We start from the raw sequence: 17251 nt of genomic DNA, 5'->3' as shown, positions 1-17251 counted from the left end.
GCCGCACGGGGGCTGGGGCAAATCCTGCGGATAGTCACGTCGCCTTAAGCGGGATTCACCCTATAGTTCGCCGTCCCAAACCTGAACAGGGCCGCCGACATGAACCGTCCCTTCCTGCTCGCCTGCCTGCTGGCCGCCCTGCCGCTGGCATTGGTCGCCTCCCCGGCTTCGGCACAATCCAGCGCCGCAGGCTTTGGCGGCACGATCCGCTGCGAGAGCAACAGCAACCGCCACCAGACCTGCCGCACCGGCTGGCGCCGCGACGCGGTGCTGGTGCGCCAGCTCTCCGACACCCGCTGCATCGAAGGTCGCAACTGGGGCAGCGGCAACGGCTCGATCTGGGTCAACGGCGGCTGTCGCGGCGAGTTCGCCGAGGGCCGCAACGGTGGCGGCTGGGGCGGCGGAGGCCCCGGCGGCAACAACGGCACGATCCGCTGTGAGAGCAACAGCAACCGCCACCAGACCTGCCGCACCGGCTGGCGCCGCGACGCGGTGCTGGTCCGCCAGTTGTCCGACACTCGCTGCGTCGAAGGTCGCAACTGGGGCAGCGGCAACGGTTCGATCTGGGTCAATGGCGGCTGTCGCGGCGAATTCGCCGAGGGCCGCAATGGAGGCGGCTGGGGTGGCGGCAGCGGTGGCTCGAACTACATCGTTGACTGTGGCAGCAACAGCCATCAGCTGCGTTGGTGCGCCTGGGACCGCCGCCAGGGCCGGCCGGTCATCGTCCAGCAGCTGTCCAGCACGCAGTGTGTGGAGGACCGCAACTGGGGTTACAACGGCAACAGCCTGTGGGTGAACGCCGGTTGCCGCGCCCGCTTTGGCGCGCGTTGAGCATTCAATGGTCCAGAAAAGCCAAGGGCGCCTGATCGGCGCCCCCGGTTCCTGTCACTGCAGCGCGTGACAGTGCCCGCTTACTGCGCGCCCCACGGGGCCGGCGGCAGTTGCACCGGCTGGCTCAGGTCGAACTCGACCTGGAACAAGCGGCCGCCCGGGCGCGAAAGTTCGTAGACAAAACGCTTGCCCTGCTCCACCTCCATCGCCCAGGTGTTGCTGAGCGATGCATTCATGCCCTCGCGCTCGAACATGGCCACCGACTCGGCATCCACCGGGAACGCCTGGCGCACCGCCGTGCCCGCCTCTGCCGTGTCACCGCCGTACATCGTCACCGCATCCGGGCTGCCGTCTTCGTGGCGATGGTCGTGCTTCAGGCGCAGGCCGTTGCCGGTACGGGTCACCACCCAGGTGCGTGAGTGGTCGTCACCGACATGGAACGGCACCCGCAGTTCGCGCTCGGGCGTATCGCAGCCGCGCACATGCATCACCAGCGCCTTGCCTTCAAAGGCGTCCGGCGTGGCCGACACGGGCTGGTTGTTGATGATGCGCCCGGCAAATGCCTGGCCGCAGTGGCTGGCCAGTGCCGCCATGAACTGGTCGGCCGCTGCCGGATCGGCAGTGCCTGCTGCGTTGGCAGGCGTGGAAACAAGCGCGCCGGCAGTCGCCAGCGCACACAGCACTACGGAGAAAGGTTTGAGGTTCATGGCCCGACCGTAGCCGTTGGCTTGCCCGCAGGCAAGCCGGCTCAATGCGTGCAGCGGCCGGCGCGTTCGACTGCTGGCGTGCTGATCAGGCAATGCACGGCTCAGGCGCCTTCGGCGGTCTTGCCCCACGATGCCGGCGGCAAAGCGACGGGCTGGGAGAAATCAAACTCCAGGCGGAACACGCGCCCGTCCGGACGCGACAACTCATAGGTAAGGCCCTGCTGCGGATGCAGCTCCACCGTCCAGCTGTTTTCCAGCGATGCCGGCAAACCAATGTTCTTGAACATCTGGATCGATTCGGCATCCACCGGAAACACTTGTCGAACCGCGGTACCCGGCGTCACCGTCGTGCCACCGAAAAAACTGACCGCGTCGGGGGTGCCATCGGCCCGCCACTGATGATGCCGAAAACGCAGCCCGTCGCGGGTGCGGGTGAAGGTCCACGCACGTGAGTGATCGTCTCCCACATGCAGCGGCATATGGATTTCGCGCGTTGGCGCGGCACACTCGCGCACATGCAACACCGGCGGCTTGCCTTCAAACGGATCGGGCACGCTGGAGGCAGGTTCATTGACCGTCACCTTGCCAGCGAAGGCCTTGCCGCAATGGCTGGCCAACGCCGCCATGAACTGATCGGCGGGGGCGTCGGCCTCTTCAACCGGCGCCGTGCAGGCGCTGACGGCCAGGGTGCTGGCGATGGCGAGCACACGCAGTTTCAACACGTGGGGGATGTTGTCCATGGCCGCGAACGTAACGGCTGCCCGGAAGGCTGACAAGCACGCTCATGGCGCTGCGATTTGATTTTTCCGCGCAGTTTTCAAGGCATTCCCCCACTCCACCGTCAGCGCGGAATCCTTGCCGTAGAGCGCTTCGGCCGATGTCACCACCCGTTCCCAATGTCTTACGGCTTCGGCATTTTCACCGCGCAATCCGGTCAACCGCGCTTGCAGTATTTGCTGGTTGATTGCGGCATACGGGCTGCTGGCGACGACTGGCTGCACCGCTGCCAAGGTTGCAGCGGCCTCATCCAGCCGCCCCTTGGCCAGCAGCCATTCGGCCCATGCCTGGCGGACACGGATGCCGTTGGCGCTGTCGGCCGGAATGCGGGCCAGCCACTGCTGATGTGCGCGTTGCACCAGGGCATCGCCCTCGGCCTTGCCTTGCCGGGTGAGGAACAGGCCCAGCTGCAAGGTCGCATCCAGCGTGTCCGGGTGGTCGCGGCCAATCGCTGCGGCACGAATGTCCAGCATCCGCCGGTAATTCTCTTCGGCAGCGGCAGTGTCACCCGTGGCTGCCGCCAACATGGCGGCGGTTTCCAGCATCAACGAATAGGTGTAACTGTCCTCACCCATCACCTGCGCCGACAACCGCACCGCCGTGGCCACATGCGGGCGGGCCTGCTCGAACCGCCCCTTGCGTATCAACGCCAATGCAAGCCGGTTGTTCTCGCTGATGAAGTAGGCGCTGTGCTCGCCGAATATCCTCGGCGCGCGGGCCAGGTTGGCCTCCAGCGTGGCGATGGCCTCGTCCAGGTCGCCACGATCCAGCAACAACAATGCGCGCTCGGTATTGCTGGCCCAGAACTCATAGGACAGGTCGCCGAACATGCGCCTGAACATCGGCGTGGAGCGGTCAAATGCAGCGGCCGAAGCCACCAGATCGCCCTTGCGGCGGTACATCATGCCCAGGTTGTCCAGGGTCACGCCGATGAACTGGTCGCGCTTGGCCAGCTCATGCCGCTGCAGCGCCTGTCGAAAGGCCGCCTCGGCATCGTCATAGCGCTGCTCGGACAGGAACGACAACCCCAGCGAGTTGTACGACTGTGCAACCCGGAAGCTGTCGGCCGGTTGTTTGTCGCCCAGCAATGCCAGCGCATGCCGTGCCAATCGAGCGCCCTCCGCGCCGTTGCGATCGTTGGCAAAACTGCCGGCCATCAGGTTGAACAGCTTGGCCGCCTCATCAAGATTGCGCTCACCACCGTTGGCGGCCAACGCTTCGGCTGCTTCCAGCATCAACGGCTCGGCGCGTACCAGATCACCACTGTTGCGGTACGCCAGGCCGATGGTGCCCTTCAGCCGCGCACGCACTTCCGGGGAGGCATCCAGCTCTTCATCCACACGGCTGGCGGCGCGCTCCAGCACTTCACGGGCCGAGATGCTCTCCCCACCGCGTGCGCCCTTGGCGCGCGGATCTGCCGCCTCGAACATCGACACCAGGAAGGCACTCACCTGCTCGGCGACACGGGCCTCACGCTCGGCCGCGGCATGGGCCTTGGCCAGGTGCCAGACAAACCAGGCGGCAATCAACAGCGCTGCAAGCAACACACCCAGGCTGCGCCAGTTGCGACGCAGCCAACGCCCGCCGCGATACCCATAGCCACCGCCGCGCGCCAGCACCGGGCGATGCTGCTGCCAGCGCGATACGTCCGCAGCCAGCGCTTCAACGGATGGATACCGCTGCTCGGGCGGCAAGGCGCCGGCCCGGACCACGATGGCATCCAGATCACCGCGCAGCGCGCGGGTCCAACTGCAGTCCGCACCGGCCACCGTGCTGGGCGGCGCGACGGCGCGCCCTGCGTCGCTGCTGTCCCGCCGGCCACCCTTGCCTGCCAACAGCTCGGCCAGCACGGCGCCCAGGCTGAAGACATCACTGGCGACCCCCACCGTCTCCCCAGCCTGCAACTCCGGGGCCGCATACGCCGGCGTGAAAAACTGCGCGCGCGCCTGGCCCTCGGCACCGTCGAGCAGGCGCGACACACCGAAGTCCAGCAGCACCGGCTCGCCATCGGCGCGCACCAGGATGTTGGAAGGCTTGAGATCGCAATGCAGCACCAGCCGCGCATGCGCGGCCTGCACCGCATTGCAGATTTTCAGGAACAGGCCCAGGCGCTGGCGCAGATCCAGCGTGTGCCGTGCGCAGTACACATCCAACGGCTCACCGTGGATGTACTCCATCACCAAGTAAGGATGCCCGGCCGGAGTGGTGCCGCCGTCATACAGACGGGCGATGTTGGGATGCTGCAAACCGGCCAGGATGCGCCGCTCCGCCGCCAGCCGTTCGGCCACGCGCGGGCCCGGCTCCCCCTGCAGGAACTTGATCGCCACTTCCTGCGCATACAGGCCATCGGCACGCTCGGCACGGAACACAATGCCCATGCCGCCGCTGGCCAGGCGTCCACACAGGCGCCACGGACCAAGGCAATCGCCTTCGCTCAGTTCCGACGCCATGGATGCGGTCAGCAGGCGCTCCAGCGGCGCACGCGCATTGCCCAGTTCGCGCGTCTGCGCCCGCAGCAGCTCCAGCGTTTCGGCGATGACGGCAGGGTCGATGCTTCGTCGCGCCAGCTCGGCCTGCCATTGTGTCGGCTCAAGCTCACACACCGCATCGAAAAGCTCGCGCACCTGCTGCCAACCATCACGATCCATTACCACCCCCTGTACACGCGGCATCCTCGTACCACGCTTGCCGGGGCGATGATAGCGGGCGTTCGGCCCCGCTCAGTGCGTCGGGCGCAGTGAATCGTCAGGAGTGTGTTCGGCGCCTGCATCTCTTACGACCTGCGCCTGCTGCTGCGCGTCGGCGGCCTCGTTCTGCAGCGGGTCCACGTCCATCGGCCGGCGGAACACCAGCGACGGCAACAGCGTGGTCAGCGCCGCGTACAGCAACAACGCGCCGAACAATACCGCCGGCACCTCGAAACGCTCACGCATGATCGCAGCCAGCACCAGGGTGAAGATCAAGGTCGGCGACAAGGCCAATGCCACGCGCAGGCTGGAACGGAAGCTTTCGCCGAACATCACCCGCCGCTGCAGCCACACCACCGCGATGCGCAGCGGCAGCACCACCAGGGTGATGACGACACCCAGCCCCAGCGCCTCGAAACTCAGCGCCTCGCTCGGCACCTTGGTGCCGGAATTGAAGAAGTAGAACGGCACGAAGAACGAGGCGAACAAGCGCAGCGCGTGCAGGTTTTCATGCGAGGCCAGCGACGGCATGCGCTGCTGCAGCAACCGCGCGACCAACCCGGCGATGAAGGCGCCCACCAGGTAATACACGCCCAATGCATAGGTGATGTAGGCCGCGAGCATGCCGACCATCACCAGCAGCGAAAACTCCGAACCCGGCGCGTGCGGCGCCACCCAACGGCCCAGGCCGATGAACAACAGCGGCAAGCCGACCATCATTGCCAGCAGCGCCATGCTCGACAGCGCCATATGCACCGGATCACCGGCCTGCAGCACCACGAACAAGGCCGCCAGCGCGAGCAGCTCGCCGGCGATGGCCTTGCTGCTCACCCAGAAGCGCTCGGCCTCATCCAGCCCCAGCTGCGACAGCGAATCCATGATGAAGCCGGTTGACGGGGTCAACAGCGCCAAGGCCAGCAAGGCAGCCGCCTGCCACTGCAACTGCCCGTAACGCCAGGCCAGCCAGGCCACGCCGGCCAGCGTGGCACTGCGGATCACCAGGTGCGCCAGCAAGGGCCACATGCCCTTGCGCAGGTCCGCCAGGTCCACCTCCAGGCCGGCAAACAGAAACAGCGAAGAGATCCCCAGCGTTGCCAGCAAACCGACCACCGGGTCGTGCGAGCTGTCGCCCAGCCACAACATGGCGCCAATGCCGAACACCAGGCAGGTCAGTGGTGCGGGAATGCTGAAACGCTGCAGCGCGCGCGGGATCACCAGCAACGCGAAGATCAGCAACAGATAGATCAGTTCCTTGCTCATTACAGCCTCGATGACAAACGGATACGCGGCGGTCCGCGCACCCGCTCGCTGCACGGGCGGGCGTACCCGTCAGCGCAGTCGGGCGCTGGCAAGCTCCCCCACTCTGCGCAGAATGCCATTACGGCTGTCATCGTCCAGTGCAGAACCCTGCAGGAAGCTGGCCAGCAGCCACGGGGCGCCTCCCGCTTCAGGCCACAGCACGGCGACGTCGTTGGTGGCGTCCTTGCCGTTGCTGCCGGTCTTGTCGCCCACCCGCCACCCCTGCGGCAGGCCTGCGCGCAGCCGCGCATCGCCGGTTTCGTTGTCGATCAGCCAGTCCGCCAACTGCTGGCGCGAGCCCGCGCTGAGCGCCTGGCCCAGTACAAACCGCTGCAGGTTGCCGGCCATCGCCGCCGGGCTGGTGGTGTCACGCGGGTCGTCCAGCGCGAAGCGATTGGCTTCCGGCTCATAGCGCGCGGTCAGGGTGATCGCATCCCCCTGGCTGCGCAGAAAGGCGGTCAGCCCGGCCGGCTCGCCCACCAACGGCAGCAGCAGGTTGGCCGCAGCGTTGTCGCTGGTGACCATGGTGGTGCGGCACAGATCACGCACCGTCATGTCCTTGCCAACGTGGCGCTCGGTACCCGGCGAGTGGCTGATGATGTCCGAGGCGCGCACCGGCACGCGCTGGTCCAGCGACAGCTGGCCGTGATCGGCCCGGTGCAGCACCGCTGCCGAAAGCAGGAATTTGAAGGTGCTGCACATCGGGAAGCGCTCATCCATGCGATGGCCATAGCGCGCCCCGCTGCCGGGCTGCCACAGGCACACGCCCAGGCGGCCACCACTTTCCGCTTCCAGGGCGGCGAAGTCCCGCGCCGTTGGCGCAGCCGCCGGGGTAGCGGCCAACCGCGCCAGTGCCGGCACGGCAACTGCGCTGGCCAGGGCGGCACCACCGAATTTCAGGAACTGGCGTCGGGCGAACATGCGGACTCTCCTTGGCATTGGGTAGCAGTGATGGTGGAAGCCACGGCCCGCTTCGACCAGCGCGAAATTCCATCGGGAGCCATTAGTTTTATTTGCGCATCAACCCACAGCAGGGGCATTAAAGCCGGAATAATGCGCCCATCCATCATTACTCGTAATGGCTTGGCATGATCCGCCCCCAGCTCCCGCTCAATGCGCTGCGTGCCTTCGAGGCTGCTGCGCGGCACCTGAACTTCACCCGCGCCGCGCTGGAGCTGTGTGTCAGCCAGGCGGCCCTGAGCCACCAGATCCGGGCGCTGGAAGACCGTCTGCAGGTCGCGTTGTTCCACCGCCTGCCGCGCGGCGTTGCCCTCACCGATGAAGGTGCGGCGCTGTATCCGGTGCTCACAGACGCCTTCGACCGCATCGCCATTTCGCTGGACCGCTTCACCGGCGGCAAGCTCCGCGAAGTGCTCACCGTGGGCGTGGTCGGCACTTTCGCCACCGGCTGGCTGCTGCCACGGCTGGCCGATTTCGAGGCCCGTCATCCGGATATCGAACTGCGGCTGCAGACCCACAACAACCGCATCGATCTCGCCGGCGAAGGCCTGGACTTCGCCATCCGTTTTGGTGACGGCGACTGGCAGGGGCAGGAATGCAGCGCCATTGTCGATGCACCGTTCGCACCGTTGTGCGCACCGGCGTTGGCGCGCAGGTTGCAGCAACCGCGGGATCTCGGCGCGCTGACGTTGTTGCGTTCCTATCGCAATGACGAATGGCCACGCTGGCTGCAGGCCGCGGGCGTGGCAGGCGTGGAAGCACGCGGGCCGGTATTTGATTCGTCGCTGACCCTGGCCGGTGCAGCGTACGCCGGGGCCGGCGTGGCGCTGTTGCCGCTGCGCATGTTCGAGCAGGACCTGGCCGAAGGCCGGTTGGTGCAGCCATTCGCGCAGACACTGGAACTGGGCCGGTATTGGCTGACGCGGCTGCGCTCGCGCGCGGAGCGCGAGGCGATGAAACGCTTCCGTCTGTGGCTGTTGGCGCAGGAAAGCGGCTTGGTCCGCTAGCGACGGAGCAGGAGCAGAAGCGCCCCCTCCCCAGCCCTCCCCTTGGCTGCGCCAAAGGGAGGGGGTGGGTCATGCGCTCTGGTAGGACACCGCCAAAGCCGCATTCGCCCCGATTGCCGCTTTGGCCCCCTCCCTTTGGCGCAGCCAAGGGGAGGGCTGGGGAGGGGTTGGCTTTGGCCGTCCGCCTGCAGGAAATCCAGCACCACCGGCTTCGCGGCCGAGGCCGCTCCTACCCGGAGCCGCACCTGCCGGCGATCAGTCTTCCAGCATTTCCATCCAGGCGGCTTCGGCCTGTTCCAGCTGCTGCGCCAGCACCTCGCGCTCACTGCCGAGCTTGCCCATCTTTGCCGCGTCGGCGTAGTTGGCCGGATCAGCCAGTTGGCGGTCCACATCGGCCAGCGACGCACCCAACTGCTCCACCTTCTTCTCCGCCGCTTCCAGCTTGTGCGGGTTGACCGGCTTCTTGCCGCTGGCCGGCTTCACCGGCGCAACCGTCTGCACCACCGCCGGGGCTTCAACCTTCTCGACACGGTCGGCCTTGCTGCGTGAGCCCTGCGCGCTGGCGCGGGTGCGCAGCCATGCCGCGTATTCGTCCAGGTCGCCGGCGAACGGCTCGACCACGCCATCGGCCACGCGCCAGAACGTGTCGCAGACCAGGCCAATCAAATGGCGGTCGTGCGACACCATGACGATGGCGCCTTCAAACAACGCCAGCGCTTCGGCCAACGCCTCACGCATTTCAAGGTCAAGGTGGTTGGTCGGTTCGTCCAGCAGCAACACATTGGGCTGCTGCCAGGCGATCAGGGCCAGCGCCAGACGCGCACGCTCGCCGCCGGAGAAACCATCCACCGGCTCGAAAGCGCGGTCGCCGGGGAAGTTCCACTTGCCCAGGAAGTCGCGGAAGTTCTGGTTGATGCCGTCCGGGTCCATGTCACGGAAGTGATCCATCGGCGTCATGCCTGCGTGCAGCGACTCCACCGTGTGCTGGGCGAAGTAACCAATCTGCAGGTCCGGGTGGGCCATGCGGTCACCGGCCAGCAGTGGCAGGTCGCCGACCAGCGATTTCACCAGCGTGGTCTTACCGGCACCGTTCGGACCGAGCAGGCCGACACGTTGACCGGCTTCCAGACCGAAGCCGACCTTATCCAGGATCACCGCGTCCGGGCCGTAACCGGCTGTCACGTCGTTCAAGCGGATCAACGAGAACGGCAGCTTGGCCGGCGGCGAGAACTCGATACGGAACTCGCGCTCGGCACGCACCGCCTCGGTACCGGCCATCTTGGCCAGGCGCTTCATGCGGCTCTGCGCCTGGGTGGCCTTGCTGGCCTGCGCCTTGAAGCGGTCGATGAAGCTCTGCAGGTGGGCACGCTCGGCCTGTTCCTTTTCGTGCGCGATCTGCTGCTGGCGCAGGTGCTCGGCGCGCTGGCGCTCGAAGTCGGTGTAACCCCCGGGATACAGCCGGGCGGTGCCGCCATGCAGGTGCAGCGTGTGCGTGGCCACGTTGTCCAGGAATTCGCGGTCATGCGAGATCAGCAGCAGCGTGCCCGGGTACTTGAGCAGCCATTGCTCCAGCCAGTACACCGCGTCCAGATCCAGGTGGTTGGTGGGTTCGTCGAGCAGCAACAGGTCGCTGGGCATCATCAGCGCGCGCGCCAGGTTCAGGCGCGCACGCCAGCCGCCGGAGAACGCCGCCACCGGGCGGTCATGGGTCTCGGCGGGGAAGCCCAGGCCGTGCAGCAGCTTGCCGGCGCGTGCTTCGGCGTCATAGGCGTTGAGCTCAGCCATCTTCTGGTGCGCGTTGGCCACCGCCTCCCAGTCTTCGCGCGCGGCAGCAGCGGCTTCTTCGGCCAGCACCGCGGCGACTTCATCGTCCCCGCCCAGCACGTAGTCGATGGCGCGGTCGGGCAGCGCCGGGGTTTCCTGCGCGACGTCGGCAATGCGGATCTTGCCGGGCAGCGACACGTCGCCCTTGTCCGCCTCCAGCTCGCCACGCACGGCGGCGAACAGGCTGGATTTACCCGCACCGTTGCGCCCCACCACACCGACGCGGTAGCCGGCATGCAGGGTGAGGTCGACATTGGACAGCAACAGGCGCTCGCCCCGGCGAAGGGCGAAATTACGAAGGGCAATCATGAATAGGTCCGTTATAACGAAAAGGAATGTGCATGTGAGCAGCATTCCTGCGACGCGATTCTAGCGTTAACGAATACTTGACGTACTTCCCCTTCCCCCAAAAAAGGGATGAAGAAGTGATCGGCAACCTCTGCCGCGTGATGCGCAACCGCGCTTGCGCCGGAATTGCCATCAAAAGCAAATATTTACCCCCACCACAGACAGTTTGACTATCTGTAAATATTCCATTAATCCGTGATGACGCACCCAAACGAACCCGAGGCCAGGCCCGGGGCGCCGGTGTCGCCACTCATTACCGGAGCTGCAATCTGATGAACCGCAAGTCCAGTACGCTCGCTGTCGCCATTGCCCTCGTCCTTGGCGCCCCCGCCCTCCCCGCCCTGGCCCAATCCAGCGCCACCACCCTGGATACGGTGATCGTCACCGGCACCCGCGTGGCCGACCGCACCGTGGCCGAGTCGCAGTCCCCCATCGACATCATCACCCCGGAGGCGCTGCAGTCCACCGGCACTTCCGAGCTGGCCACCGCGCTGTCGCGCGCCCTGCCTTCGCTGAACTTCCCGCGCCCGGCCCTGACCGACGGCACCAGCGGCATCCGCCCGGCGCAGCTGCGCGGCCTGTCACCGGACCAGGTGCTGGTGCTGGTCAACGGCAAGCGCCGCCACACCTCGGCGATGATCAACGTCAACGGCAGCATCGGCCGTGGCTCGGCTGCGGTGGACATCAACGCCATTCCGATCGCCGCCATCGAGCGCGTGGAAGTGCTGCGTGACGGCGCCTCGGCGCAGTACGGCTCCGACGCCATCGCCGGCGTGGTCAACATCGTGCTCAAGGGCAGCGGCGAAGGCGGCAGCCTGGCCGTGGACTACGGCCAGTACTCGGCCGGCGACGGCAACAAGTACCAGCTCTCCGGCGACACCGGCGTCAGCTTCGCCGATGGCCGCGGCAGCCTGCACCTGGCCGGCCAGGTCAGCCAGCAGGATGAAAGCAACCGTGCCGGCCCGTACCAGGGCACCACTCCGAACACCAGCAACTTCCCGGACATCGGCGAGAAGACCTTCGTCGTCGGCGACCCGAAGGTGGATGCCAGCGCGGTGTCGGCCAACCTCAGCTTCAACTTCAGCGACAACATCACCGGCTACGCCAACGCGCTGCTGAGCAACCGCGACATCACCTCGTTCGCGTTCTATCGCTCGCCCAACCACAACAACCAGGGCGCGCTGCTGGCGCAGGTCTACCCCAACGGCTTCACGCCGCAGATCAACCAGTACTCCAAGGACCGTTCGGTCGTGGCCGGCATCAAGGGCAGCACCGAAAGCGGCTGGACCTGGGACGTCAGCGCCAACCACGGTGAGAACACCCTGGATTTCCACACCCGCAACAGCATCAACTACACCCACGGCCCGGGCAGCCAGACCAGTTTCTACGACGGCCGCCTGGAGTACAGCCAGGACATCTTCAATGCTGACTTCACCAAGGCGCTGGACTGGGGCCTGGCCTACCCGGTGACCCTGTCCTTCGGTGGTGAGTACCGCAGGGAAACGTGGAAGCAGTTGCCGGGCGAGGCGGCCTCCTACAACGACGGCGGCCTGGGCATCCCCGGCTCGCTGCTGGGCGCACAGGGCTTCGGCGGTTTCACCCCGAACAACAAGGTGGACGCCGACCGCCACAACTACGCTGTCTACGCGGGCCTGGAAGCTGACCTCACCGACAAGTTCTCCGCCGGCCTGACCGGCCGTTACGAGGACTACTCCGACTTCGGCGACAAGTTCTCCGGCAAGCTGTCGGCGCGTTATGCCTTCACCGACAAGGTTGCCCTGCGTGCCACCGCCTCCACCGGCTTCCGCGCGCCGTCGCTGGCCCAGCAGAGCTACCAGGCAGTGGCCAGCTCGATCACCGATGGCGTGTTCTATGAAAAGGGCACCTTCCCGGCCAGCAGCGCGGCGGCCCGGACACTGGGCTCGGCACCGTTGAAGGCCGAGTCGTCCACGTCCTACAGCGTCGGCCTGGTGCTGCAGCCGGTGGACCGCCTGTACCTCACCGTCGATGCCTACCAGATCGACATCGACGACCGCATCGTGCTGTCCTCCAACATCAACAGCACCCCGGCCGCGCAGGCGCTGCTGTCCGACCTGGGCCTGCCGCAGGTCACCCAGTTCGCCTATTTCACCAATGGCCTGGATACCCGCACCCGCGGCGTGGACGTCGTCTCCAGCTACACCGTGCCGTTCAGCGCCAGCAGCCTGGAGCTGACCGCGGCCTACAGCTACAACGAGACCGAGGTGAAGAAGTTCGCCGCCTCGCCGGCTGCCTTCGCCGCGCTGGGCATCACCCAGTCGCTGATCGGCCGCGATGAAATCGGCCGCGTCGAGGACAGCTTCCCCAGCGACAAGGGCATCCTCAGCGGCACCTGGCGTTCGGACCGTTGGGAGCTGGGCCTGTCGGCCACCCGCTACGGCAGCTTCACTGTGCGCAACTCGGCCAGTGCCAGCCGCGACCAGACCTACGACGCCAAGTGGATCCTCGATGCCTCGGCCAGCTTCAAGCCCAGCGAGAACTGGAAGCTCACCCTCGGTGCGGACAACCTGCTGGACGAATACCCGGACCGCGTGGAGAGCCTGGTGAACTCCACCTACGGGATGATGCCGTACAGCAACTACTCACCGTTCGGTTTCAACGGTGCCTACGTCTACGGCCGTATCAGCTACACCTGGTAAGGCCAGCCTGACGTCGTGAAAGGAATTGCCCCGGGGAGACCCGGGGCATTTTCTTTGGGGCCGGCGCGTGGGCTTACCCCTCCCCAACCCTCCCCTTCGCTGCGCGAAAGGGAGGGAGCCAAGGGCAAAGCTCGGCAAGCCCTGCAGCCTGCGCGGACTGCCCCCTCCCTTTCGCGCAGCGAAGGGAGGGTTGGGGAGGGGGGCCGTTGCACTTGCTTGCAACGGCAGCAAAGTCACTGCCCAACTTCGATCCATAAAAAAACCCAGATTTTTCATGCATTTCCCCTCACCAAACCGCGCATCGCCTTTAGAATCGAAGCACCCCACCCCCTCTGCGAGCCCTGATGCACCATGACACCGCCCTGATCAACATGATCGCCATCGGCCTGGGCCTGGCCTTCGTGCTCGGTGCCCTGGCCAACAAGGTGCGGCTGTCGCCGCTGGTCGGTTATCTGATCGCCGGTGTCATCGTCGGCCCGTTCACCCCCGGCTTTGTCGCCGACCAGGCACTGGCCAACCAGTTGGCCGAGATCGGGGTGATGCTGCTGATGTTCGGCGTGGGCCTGCATTTCTCGCTGAAGGACCTGATGGAGGTCAAGGCGATCGCCATCCCCGGCGCCATCGGCCAGATCCTGGTGGCCACCCTGCTGGGCTGGGGCGTGGCCGCGTTGATGGGCTGGCCGACACTGCATGGCGTGATCTTCGGCTTCTCACTGGCCACCGCCTCCACCGTGGTGCTGCTGCGGGCGATGGAAGAACGCCGCCTGCTGGAAACCACGCGCGGCAAGATCGCGGTGGGCTGGTTGATCGTCGAAGACCTGGCCTGTGTGCTGGCCCTGGTGATGATGCCGGTGATCGCCGAGGTATTCGGCCCGGAAGCCAGTGGCAAGGCCCCGTCGTTCGCCGGCCTGCTGGCGTCCATCGGCTGGACCTTCGTGCAGTTGGGCCTGTTCGTGGTGGTGATGCTGGTGGTCGGCCGCCGGGTCATTCCGTGGGTATTGGAAAAAGTGGCCGGCACCGGCTCGCGCGAGTTGTTCACCCTGTGCGTGCTGGCCATTGCACTGGGCGTGGCGTTTGGTGCGGCGGCGTTGTTCGGCGTGTCGTTCGCGCTGGGCGCGTTCTTCGCCGGCATGATGCTCAACGAGTCCGAACTCAGCCACAAGGCCGCGCATGACTCGCTGCCGCTGCGCGATGCGTTCGCCGTGTTGTTCTTCGTCTCGGTCGGCATGCTGTTCAACCCGGCCATCATCATCGAGCACCCGTGGCAGGTGATGGCCACGGTGCTGATCATCATGTTCGGCAAGTCGGCCGCCGCGTTCTTCATCGTGCGCGCGTTCGGCCACAGCAAGGGCACCGCGTTGACCATCTCCGCCTCGCTGGCGCAGATCGGCGAGTTCGCCTTCATCATCGCCGGCCTCGGTGTCGCGCTGAAGATCCTGCCAACCGAAGGCCAGTCACTGGTGCTGGCCGGCGCGCTGGTGTCGATCATGCTCAACCCGCTGGTGTTCGGCCTGCTCGACCGCTGGCAGGCGCGCCACAAGGAAACCACGCCCGAGCCGGAAGTCCCGGACATCCCGCCAGGCCCTTCGCTGGACCTGAACGACCACGCCATCGTAGTCGGCTATGGCCGCGTCGGCAGCGAGCTGGCCCAGGTGCTGCGTGACCGTGGCGTGCCGGTGCTGGTCATCGACGACAACCGCGAGCATGTGGAACGCGCCCACGCCGCCGGCATTCCCGGCATCCGCGGCAGCGCGGCCTCCGACAAGGTGCTGGCCGAAGCCCATCCCGAACGCGCAAAGATCGCGGTGCTGGCCATTCCGCAACCGCTGGAATCAGGCGAGGCCTTGGCCAAGCTGCGCGCCATCAACCCCAACCTGACCCTGCTGGCCCGCGCGCACAGCGATGCCGAAGTGAAGCATCTGCTTGAGCACGGTGCCGATGGCACGGTGATGGCCGAGCGCGAGCTGGCGTATTCGCTGGCGGAAATGATCATGGCCACCCCGCCCTACCGCAGCCTGCGCCCGGGCGCGACGCTGCCGCAGGCGGCCAGCAGCATCTGAACCCGCTTTTCGTAGGAGCGACCTTGGTCGCGAAGCTGACACCGCATACCGCGATGGGGCGGCTGCAATTGCCGCCCGAACGCTGCTTGCATTGCCTGTTCCGCGACCAAGGTCGCTCCTACGTTGCGGGGTTTTGTCAGCCTGCCAGCGGCAGGTAGATGTCCGCGCGCAGGATGGGCTCGGGCACCGCTTCAGGGTCGTCCAGGAAGTGGTAATGCAAGGGTGCGTCACGCAGCGCATGGCCACTGCCCGGCAGCCATTCGGCCAACAGCCAGTCCGTCGCATCCTCCAGCAGGCTGTAGCTGCCGACATGGCGCAGCCGCGCCACCGTGCCGCCAGACACGCGCAGTCGACGCAATGGCGCCGGCAGTTGCGGCAACTCCGCATCCAACGTTACCGCGCACTCAAACAACAGTTCCTCGGCCGGCAACTCGCGATGGTCACCCAGCGGGATGCCGATCAGCTGCTGCAGGTGTTCGACCAAACCCTGCTCCGCCGCCCAGCCGAACAGGTCGCCGAAGCGGTAGTCCAGATCATCAAAGGCACCCTGCGCGCGCAGTGCAACCACCTCAAACGGCTCCAGCGTGATGACTTCCACGCTCAACGGTGCATCCAGCTGACGCCGCGCCGCGGCCGGGCGTGCGAGCTGTTCGACATGCCGCGCGGACAGCGCCGGATCGGCGCGCAGTTCGGTGGGACTGGCATCCAGTGTCTCGCGCAGCACCCGGGCCAGCGCCTGCGGTGTGTCATAACCGGCCAGCAGCGCGATCTCGGTGATGCTGGCGTCGCTTTCGCGCAGCCGCTGCAGGGCCTTGAGCAGGCGCAGCCGCTGCACGGTGCGGCCAACCGTCTCGCCGGTCATGGCCCGATACACGCGGTGGAAGTGATACGGCGAGTAGTGCGCCACCGCCGCCAGCGCGTCCAGGTCCGGCAAGGGGCCGCCGGTGCTGATGGCCTGCTGCAGGCAGGCGATGACGCGATCCAGTTTCGGCAGATGCGAGGCGTTGGCTTTCATCGACGTTCTCCAATGGACGGTGCGTGCATTCCAGCGCGATGACGCCGTGGTCGCGTTTCCGATCTTGCGCTTGTATCAGCCACCCGCACCCGGCAACTGCGCCAGGTGTGCCTGGAGCAGCGATATCGCCTGCTTGACCTTGGCCGGCTGGGTCTGCCGATGCGGCGTAACCGCCCATACCGGCAAGGGCGACACTTCCCAGTCAGGCAACAGCCGCACCAGTACGCCGCTTGCCAGCAAGGGCGCCACATCCACGCAGGTCAGCACCGCCACGCCCAGCCCCGACGCGCACAACTGCCGCACCGCCGGCTGGTTCTGGCTGACGATGCGCGGGTGCTCGGGCACCAGCCGCTCCTCACCCGAGCGGGAATGCCGCCACGGCAGCCCGGGCGCCTGCGGCAGCCCCAGCCACTCCGTGGTGGGCACCTGCAGCGGATCGTCCGGCATGCCGTGCACCTGCAGCCAGGACGGCGCCGCGCACGGCCAGCGTTGCAGGGTGCCGATGCGCTGGGCCATCCAGTCGCTGTCGGGCAGCTGGCCAAAACGCAGGGCAAGGTCGATGCGCGCCTGCAGCAGATCGGTCCAGCCATCCTCGAAATACAGGTGCATCCGCAGTTGCGGGTGCTCGCGCAGCCATGGCCCGAGGGCCGGGCCGATGTGGTCGGCCATGCCCAACGGCGCGGACAGCCGCAGCTCGCCACTGGGCGCCTCGCGCGCGGCCGACAATTCGGCCTGCGCTTCGCCGGCCGCATCCAACAGCCGCGCGCAGGCGGCGTAATAACGGCTGCCGACATCGGTCAGCGCCAGGCGCCGCGTTGAACGGTGCAGCAGCGGCACCCCGGCCTCGCGCTCCAGCGCGCGCAGTTGCTGGCTGACCGCCGAGGTACTCATGCCCAGCGCGCGCGCCGCCGCGCTCAGCGAGCCGCGCTGCACCACCTGGGCAAACAGGGCCATGCGTTTGAAGCTGTCCATCGGCCACCTCCTTGGCGGCCATTGTGAAGCAAGGCTTCAAGGTAATTGTGGAATCTGGCGACTGCCGCCTTCATCCGGGCAGGAGG

Annotated in this window: 12 protein-coding genes; 4 read left to right on the top strand and 8 right to left on the bottom strand. The window is 66.6% G+C overall.

Annotated elements, in window-relative coordinates:
* Nucleotides 1–99 precede the first annotated feature (99 nt).
* Complete coding sequence (locus tag ACVOLO_RS03130) at nt 100–831, top strand: DUF3011 domain-containing protein (protein ID WP_481568816.1); 732 nt, start codon at nt 100–102, stop codon at nt 829–831.
* Between the two features lie 80 nt (nt 832–911).
* On the opposite strand, the gene ACVOLO_RS03125 is transcribed toward ACVOLO_RS03130, so the two are convergent.
* From ACVOLO_RS03125 to blaCESS, 5 genes are all read right to left on the bottom strand, one after another.
* Entirely contained in the window at nt 912–1538 is a 627-nt protein-coding gene (locus ACVOLO_RS03125) for a hypothetical protein (protein ID WP_481568815.1), read from the bottom strand.
* 101 nt (nt 1539–1639) lie between these two features.
* Nucleotides 1640–2278, bottom strand: a complete 639-nt coding sequence (locus ACVOLO_RS03120; RefSeq protein WP_481568814.1) for a hypothetical protein — start codon at nt 2276–2278, stop codon at nt 1640–1642.
* A gap of 42 nt (nt 2279–2320) precedes the next feature.
* Nucleotides 2321–4963 (bottom strand): serine/threonine-protein kinase, encoded by a 2643-nt coding sequence (locus ACVOLO_RS03115; RefSeq protein WP_481568813.1) that lies wholly within the window; start codon nt 4961–4963, stop codon nt 2321–2323.
* A 72-nt stretch (nt 4964–5035) separates the two neighbouring features.
* Nucleotides 5036–6262: a cation:proton antiporter gene (locus tag ACVOLO_RS03110; protein ID WP_481568812.1), complete on the bottom strand. Its 1227-nt coding sequence runs from the start codon at nt 6260–6262 to the stop codon at nt 5036–5038.
* 69 nt (nt 6263–6331) lie between these two features.
* On the bottom strand, nt 6332–7222 hold the full coding sequence (blaCESS, locus tag ACVOLO_RS03105; protein WP_481568811.1) for a CESS family extended-spectrum class A beta-lactamase: 891 nt from the start codon (nt 7220–7222) through the stop codon (nt 6332–6334).
* Nucleotides 7223–7389: 167 nt separating this feature from the next.
* Between blaCESS and ACVOLO_RS03100 the strand changes: the two genes are divergently transcribed.
* Nucleotides 7390–8268: a LysR family transcriptional regulator gene (locus ACVOLO_RS03100; protein WP_481568810.1), complete on the top strand. Its 879-nt coding sequence runs from the start codon at nt 7390–7392 to the stop codon at nt 8266–8268.
* A gap of 255 nt (nt 8269–8523) precedes the next feature.
* On the opposite strand, the gene ACVOLO_RS03095 is transcribed toward ACVOLO_RS03100, so the two are convergent.
* Nucleotides 8524–10401 (bottom strand): ABC-F family ATP-binding cassette domain-containing protein, encoded by a 1878-nt coding sequence (locus ACVOLO_RS03095; protein ID WP_481568809.1) that lies wholly within the window; start codon nt 10399–10401, stop codon nt 8524–8526.
* A 311-nt stretch (nt 10402–10712) separates the two neighbouring features.
* Here ACVOLO_RS03095 and ACVOLO_RS03090 point away from each other — a divergent pair, with 311 nt between their 5' ends.
* Both ACVOLO_RS03090 and ybaL read left to right on the top strand, forming a co-directional pair.
* Nucleotides 10713–13118: a TonB-dependent receptor plug domain-containing protein gene (locus ACVOLO_RS03090; protein ID WP_481568808.1), complete on the top strand. Its 2406-nt coding sequence runs from the start codon at nt 10713–10715 to the stop codon at nt 13116–13118.
* Nucleotides 13119–13462: 344 nt separating this feature from the next.
* The gene (gene ybaL / locus ACVOLO_RS03085) at nt 13463–15178 is read left to right on the top strand and encodes a YbaL family putative K(+) efflux transporter (RefSeq protein WP_481568807.1); all 1716 of its coding nucleotides are present in this window, start codon (nt 13463–13465) and stop codon (nt 15176–15178) included.
* 136 nt (nt 15179–15314) lie between these two features.
* On the opposite strand, the gene ACVOLO_RS03080 is transcribed toward ybaL, so the two are convergent.
* Nucleotides 15315–16193 (bottom strand): AraC family transcriptional regulator, encoded by an 879-nt coding sequence (locus ACVOLO_RS03080; protein WP_481568806.1) that lies wholly within the window; start codon nt 16191–16193, stop codon nt 15315–15317.
* Between the two features lie 75 nt (nt 16194–16268).
* Nucleotides 16269–17165, bottom strand: a complete 897-nt coding sequence (locus tag ACVOLO_RS03075; protein WP_481568805.1) for a LysR family transcriptional regulator — start codon at nt 17163–17165, stop codon at nt 16269–16271.
* Between the last annotated feature and the right edge of the window lie 86 nt (nt 17166–17251).

It is taken from the genome of Stenotrophomonas sp. STEN056, assembly GCF_056759635.1.
Note: the sequence above shows the minus strand (reverse complement) of the source record. Positions and strands in the feature narration are given on the sequence as shown.

Coding starts and splice junctions, on each gene's coding strand:
- ACVOLO_RS03110 (WP_481568812.1), bottom strand. CDS start 6,262: ATGAGCAAGGAACTGATCTATCTGTTGCTGATCTTCGCGTTGCTGGTG.
- ACVOLO_RS03130 (WP_481568816.1), top strand. CDS start 100: ATGAACCGTCCCTTCCTGCTCGCCTGCCTGCTGGCCGCCCTGCCGCTG.
- ACVOLO_RS03095 (WP_481568809.1), bottom strand. CDS start 10,401: ATGATTGCCCTTCGTAATTTCGCCCTTCGCCGGGGCGAGCGCCTGTTG.
- ybaL (WP_481568807.1), top strand. CDS start 13,463: ATGCACCATGACACCGCCCTGATCAACATGATCGCCATCGGCCTGGGC.
- ACVOLO_RS03090 (WP_481568808.1), top strand. CDS start 10,713: ATGAACCGCAAGTCCAGTACGCTCGCTGTCGCCATTGCCCTCGTCCTT.
- ACVOLO_RS03080 (WP_481568806.1), bottom strand. CDS start 16,193: ATGAAAGCCAACGCCTCGCATCTGCCGAAACTGGATCGCGTCATCGCC.
- blaCESS (WP_481568811.1), bottom strand. CDS start 7,222: ATGTTCGCCCGACGCCAGTTCCTGAAATTCGGTGGTGCCGCCCTGGCC.
- ACVOLO_RS03075 (WP_481568805.1), bottom strand. CDS start 17,165: ATGGACAGCTTCAAACGCATGGCCCTGTTTGCCCAGGTGGTGCAGCGC.
- ACVOLO_RS03125 (WP_481568815.1), bottom strand. CDS start 1,538: ATGAACCTCAAACCTTTCTCCGTAGTGCTGTGTGCGCTGGCGACTGCC.
- ACVOLO_RS03120 (WP_481568814.1), bottom strand. CDS start 2,278: ATGGACAACATCCCCCACGTGTTGAAACTGCGTGTGCTCGCCATCGCC.
- ACVOLO_RS03115 (WP_481568813.1), bottom strand. CDS start 4,963: ATGGATCGTGATGGTTGGCAGCAGGTGCGCGAGCTTTTCGATGCGGTG.
- ACVOLO_RS03100 (WP_481568810.1), top strand. CDS start 7,390: ATGATCCGCCCCCAGCTCCCGCTCAATGCGCTGCGTGCCTTCGAGGCT.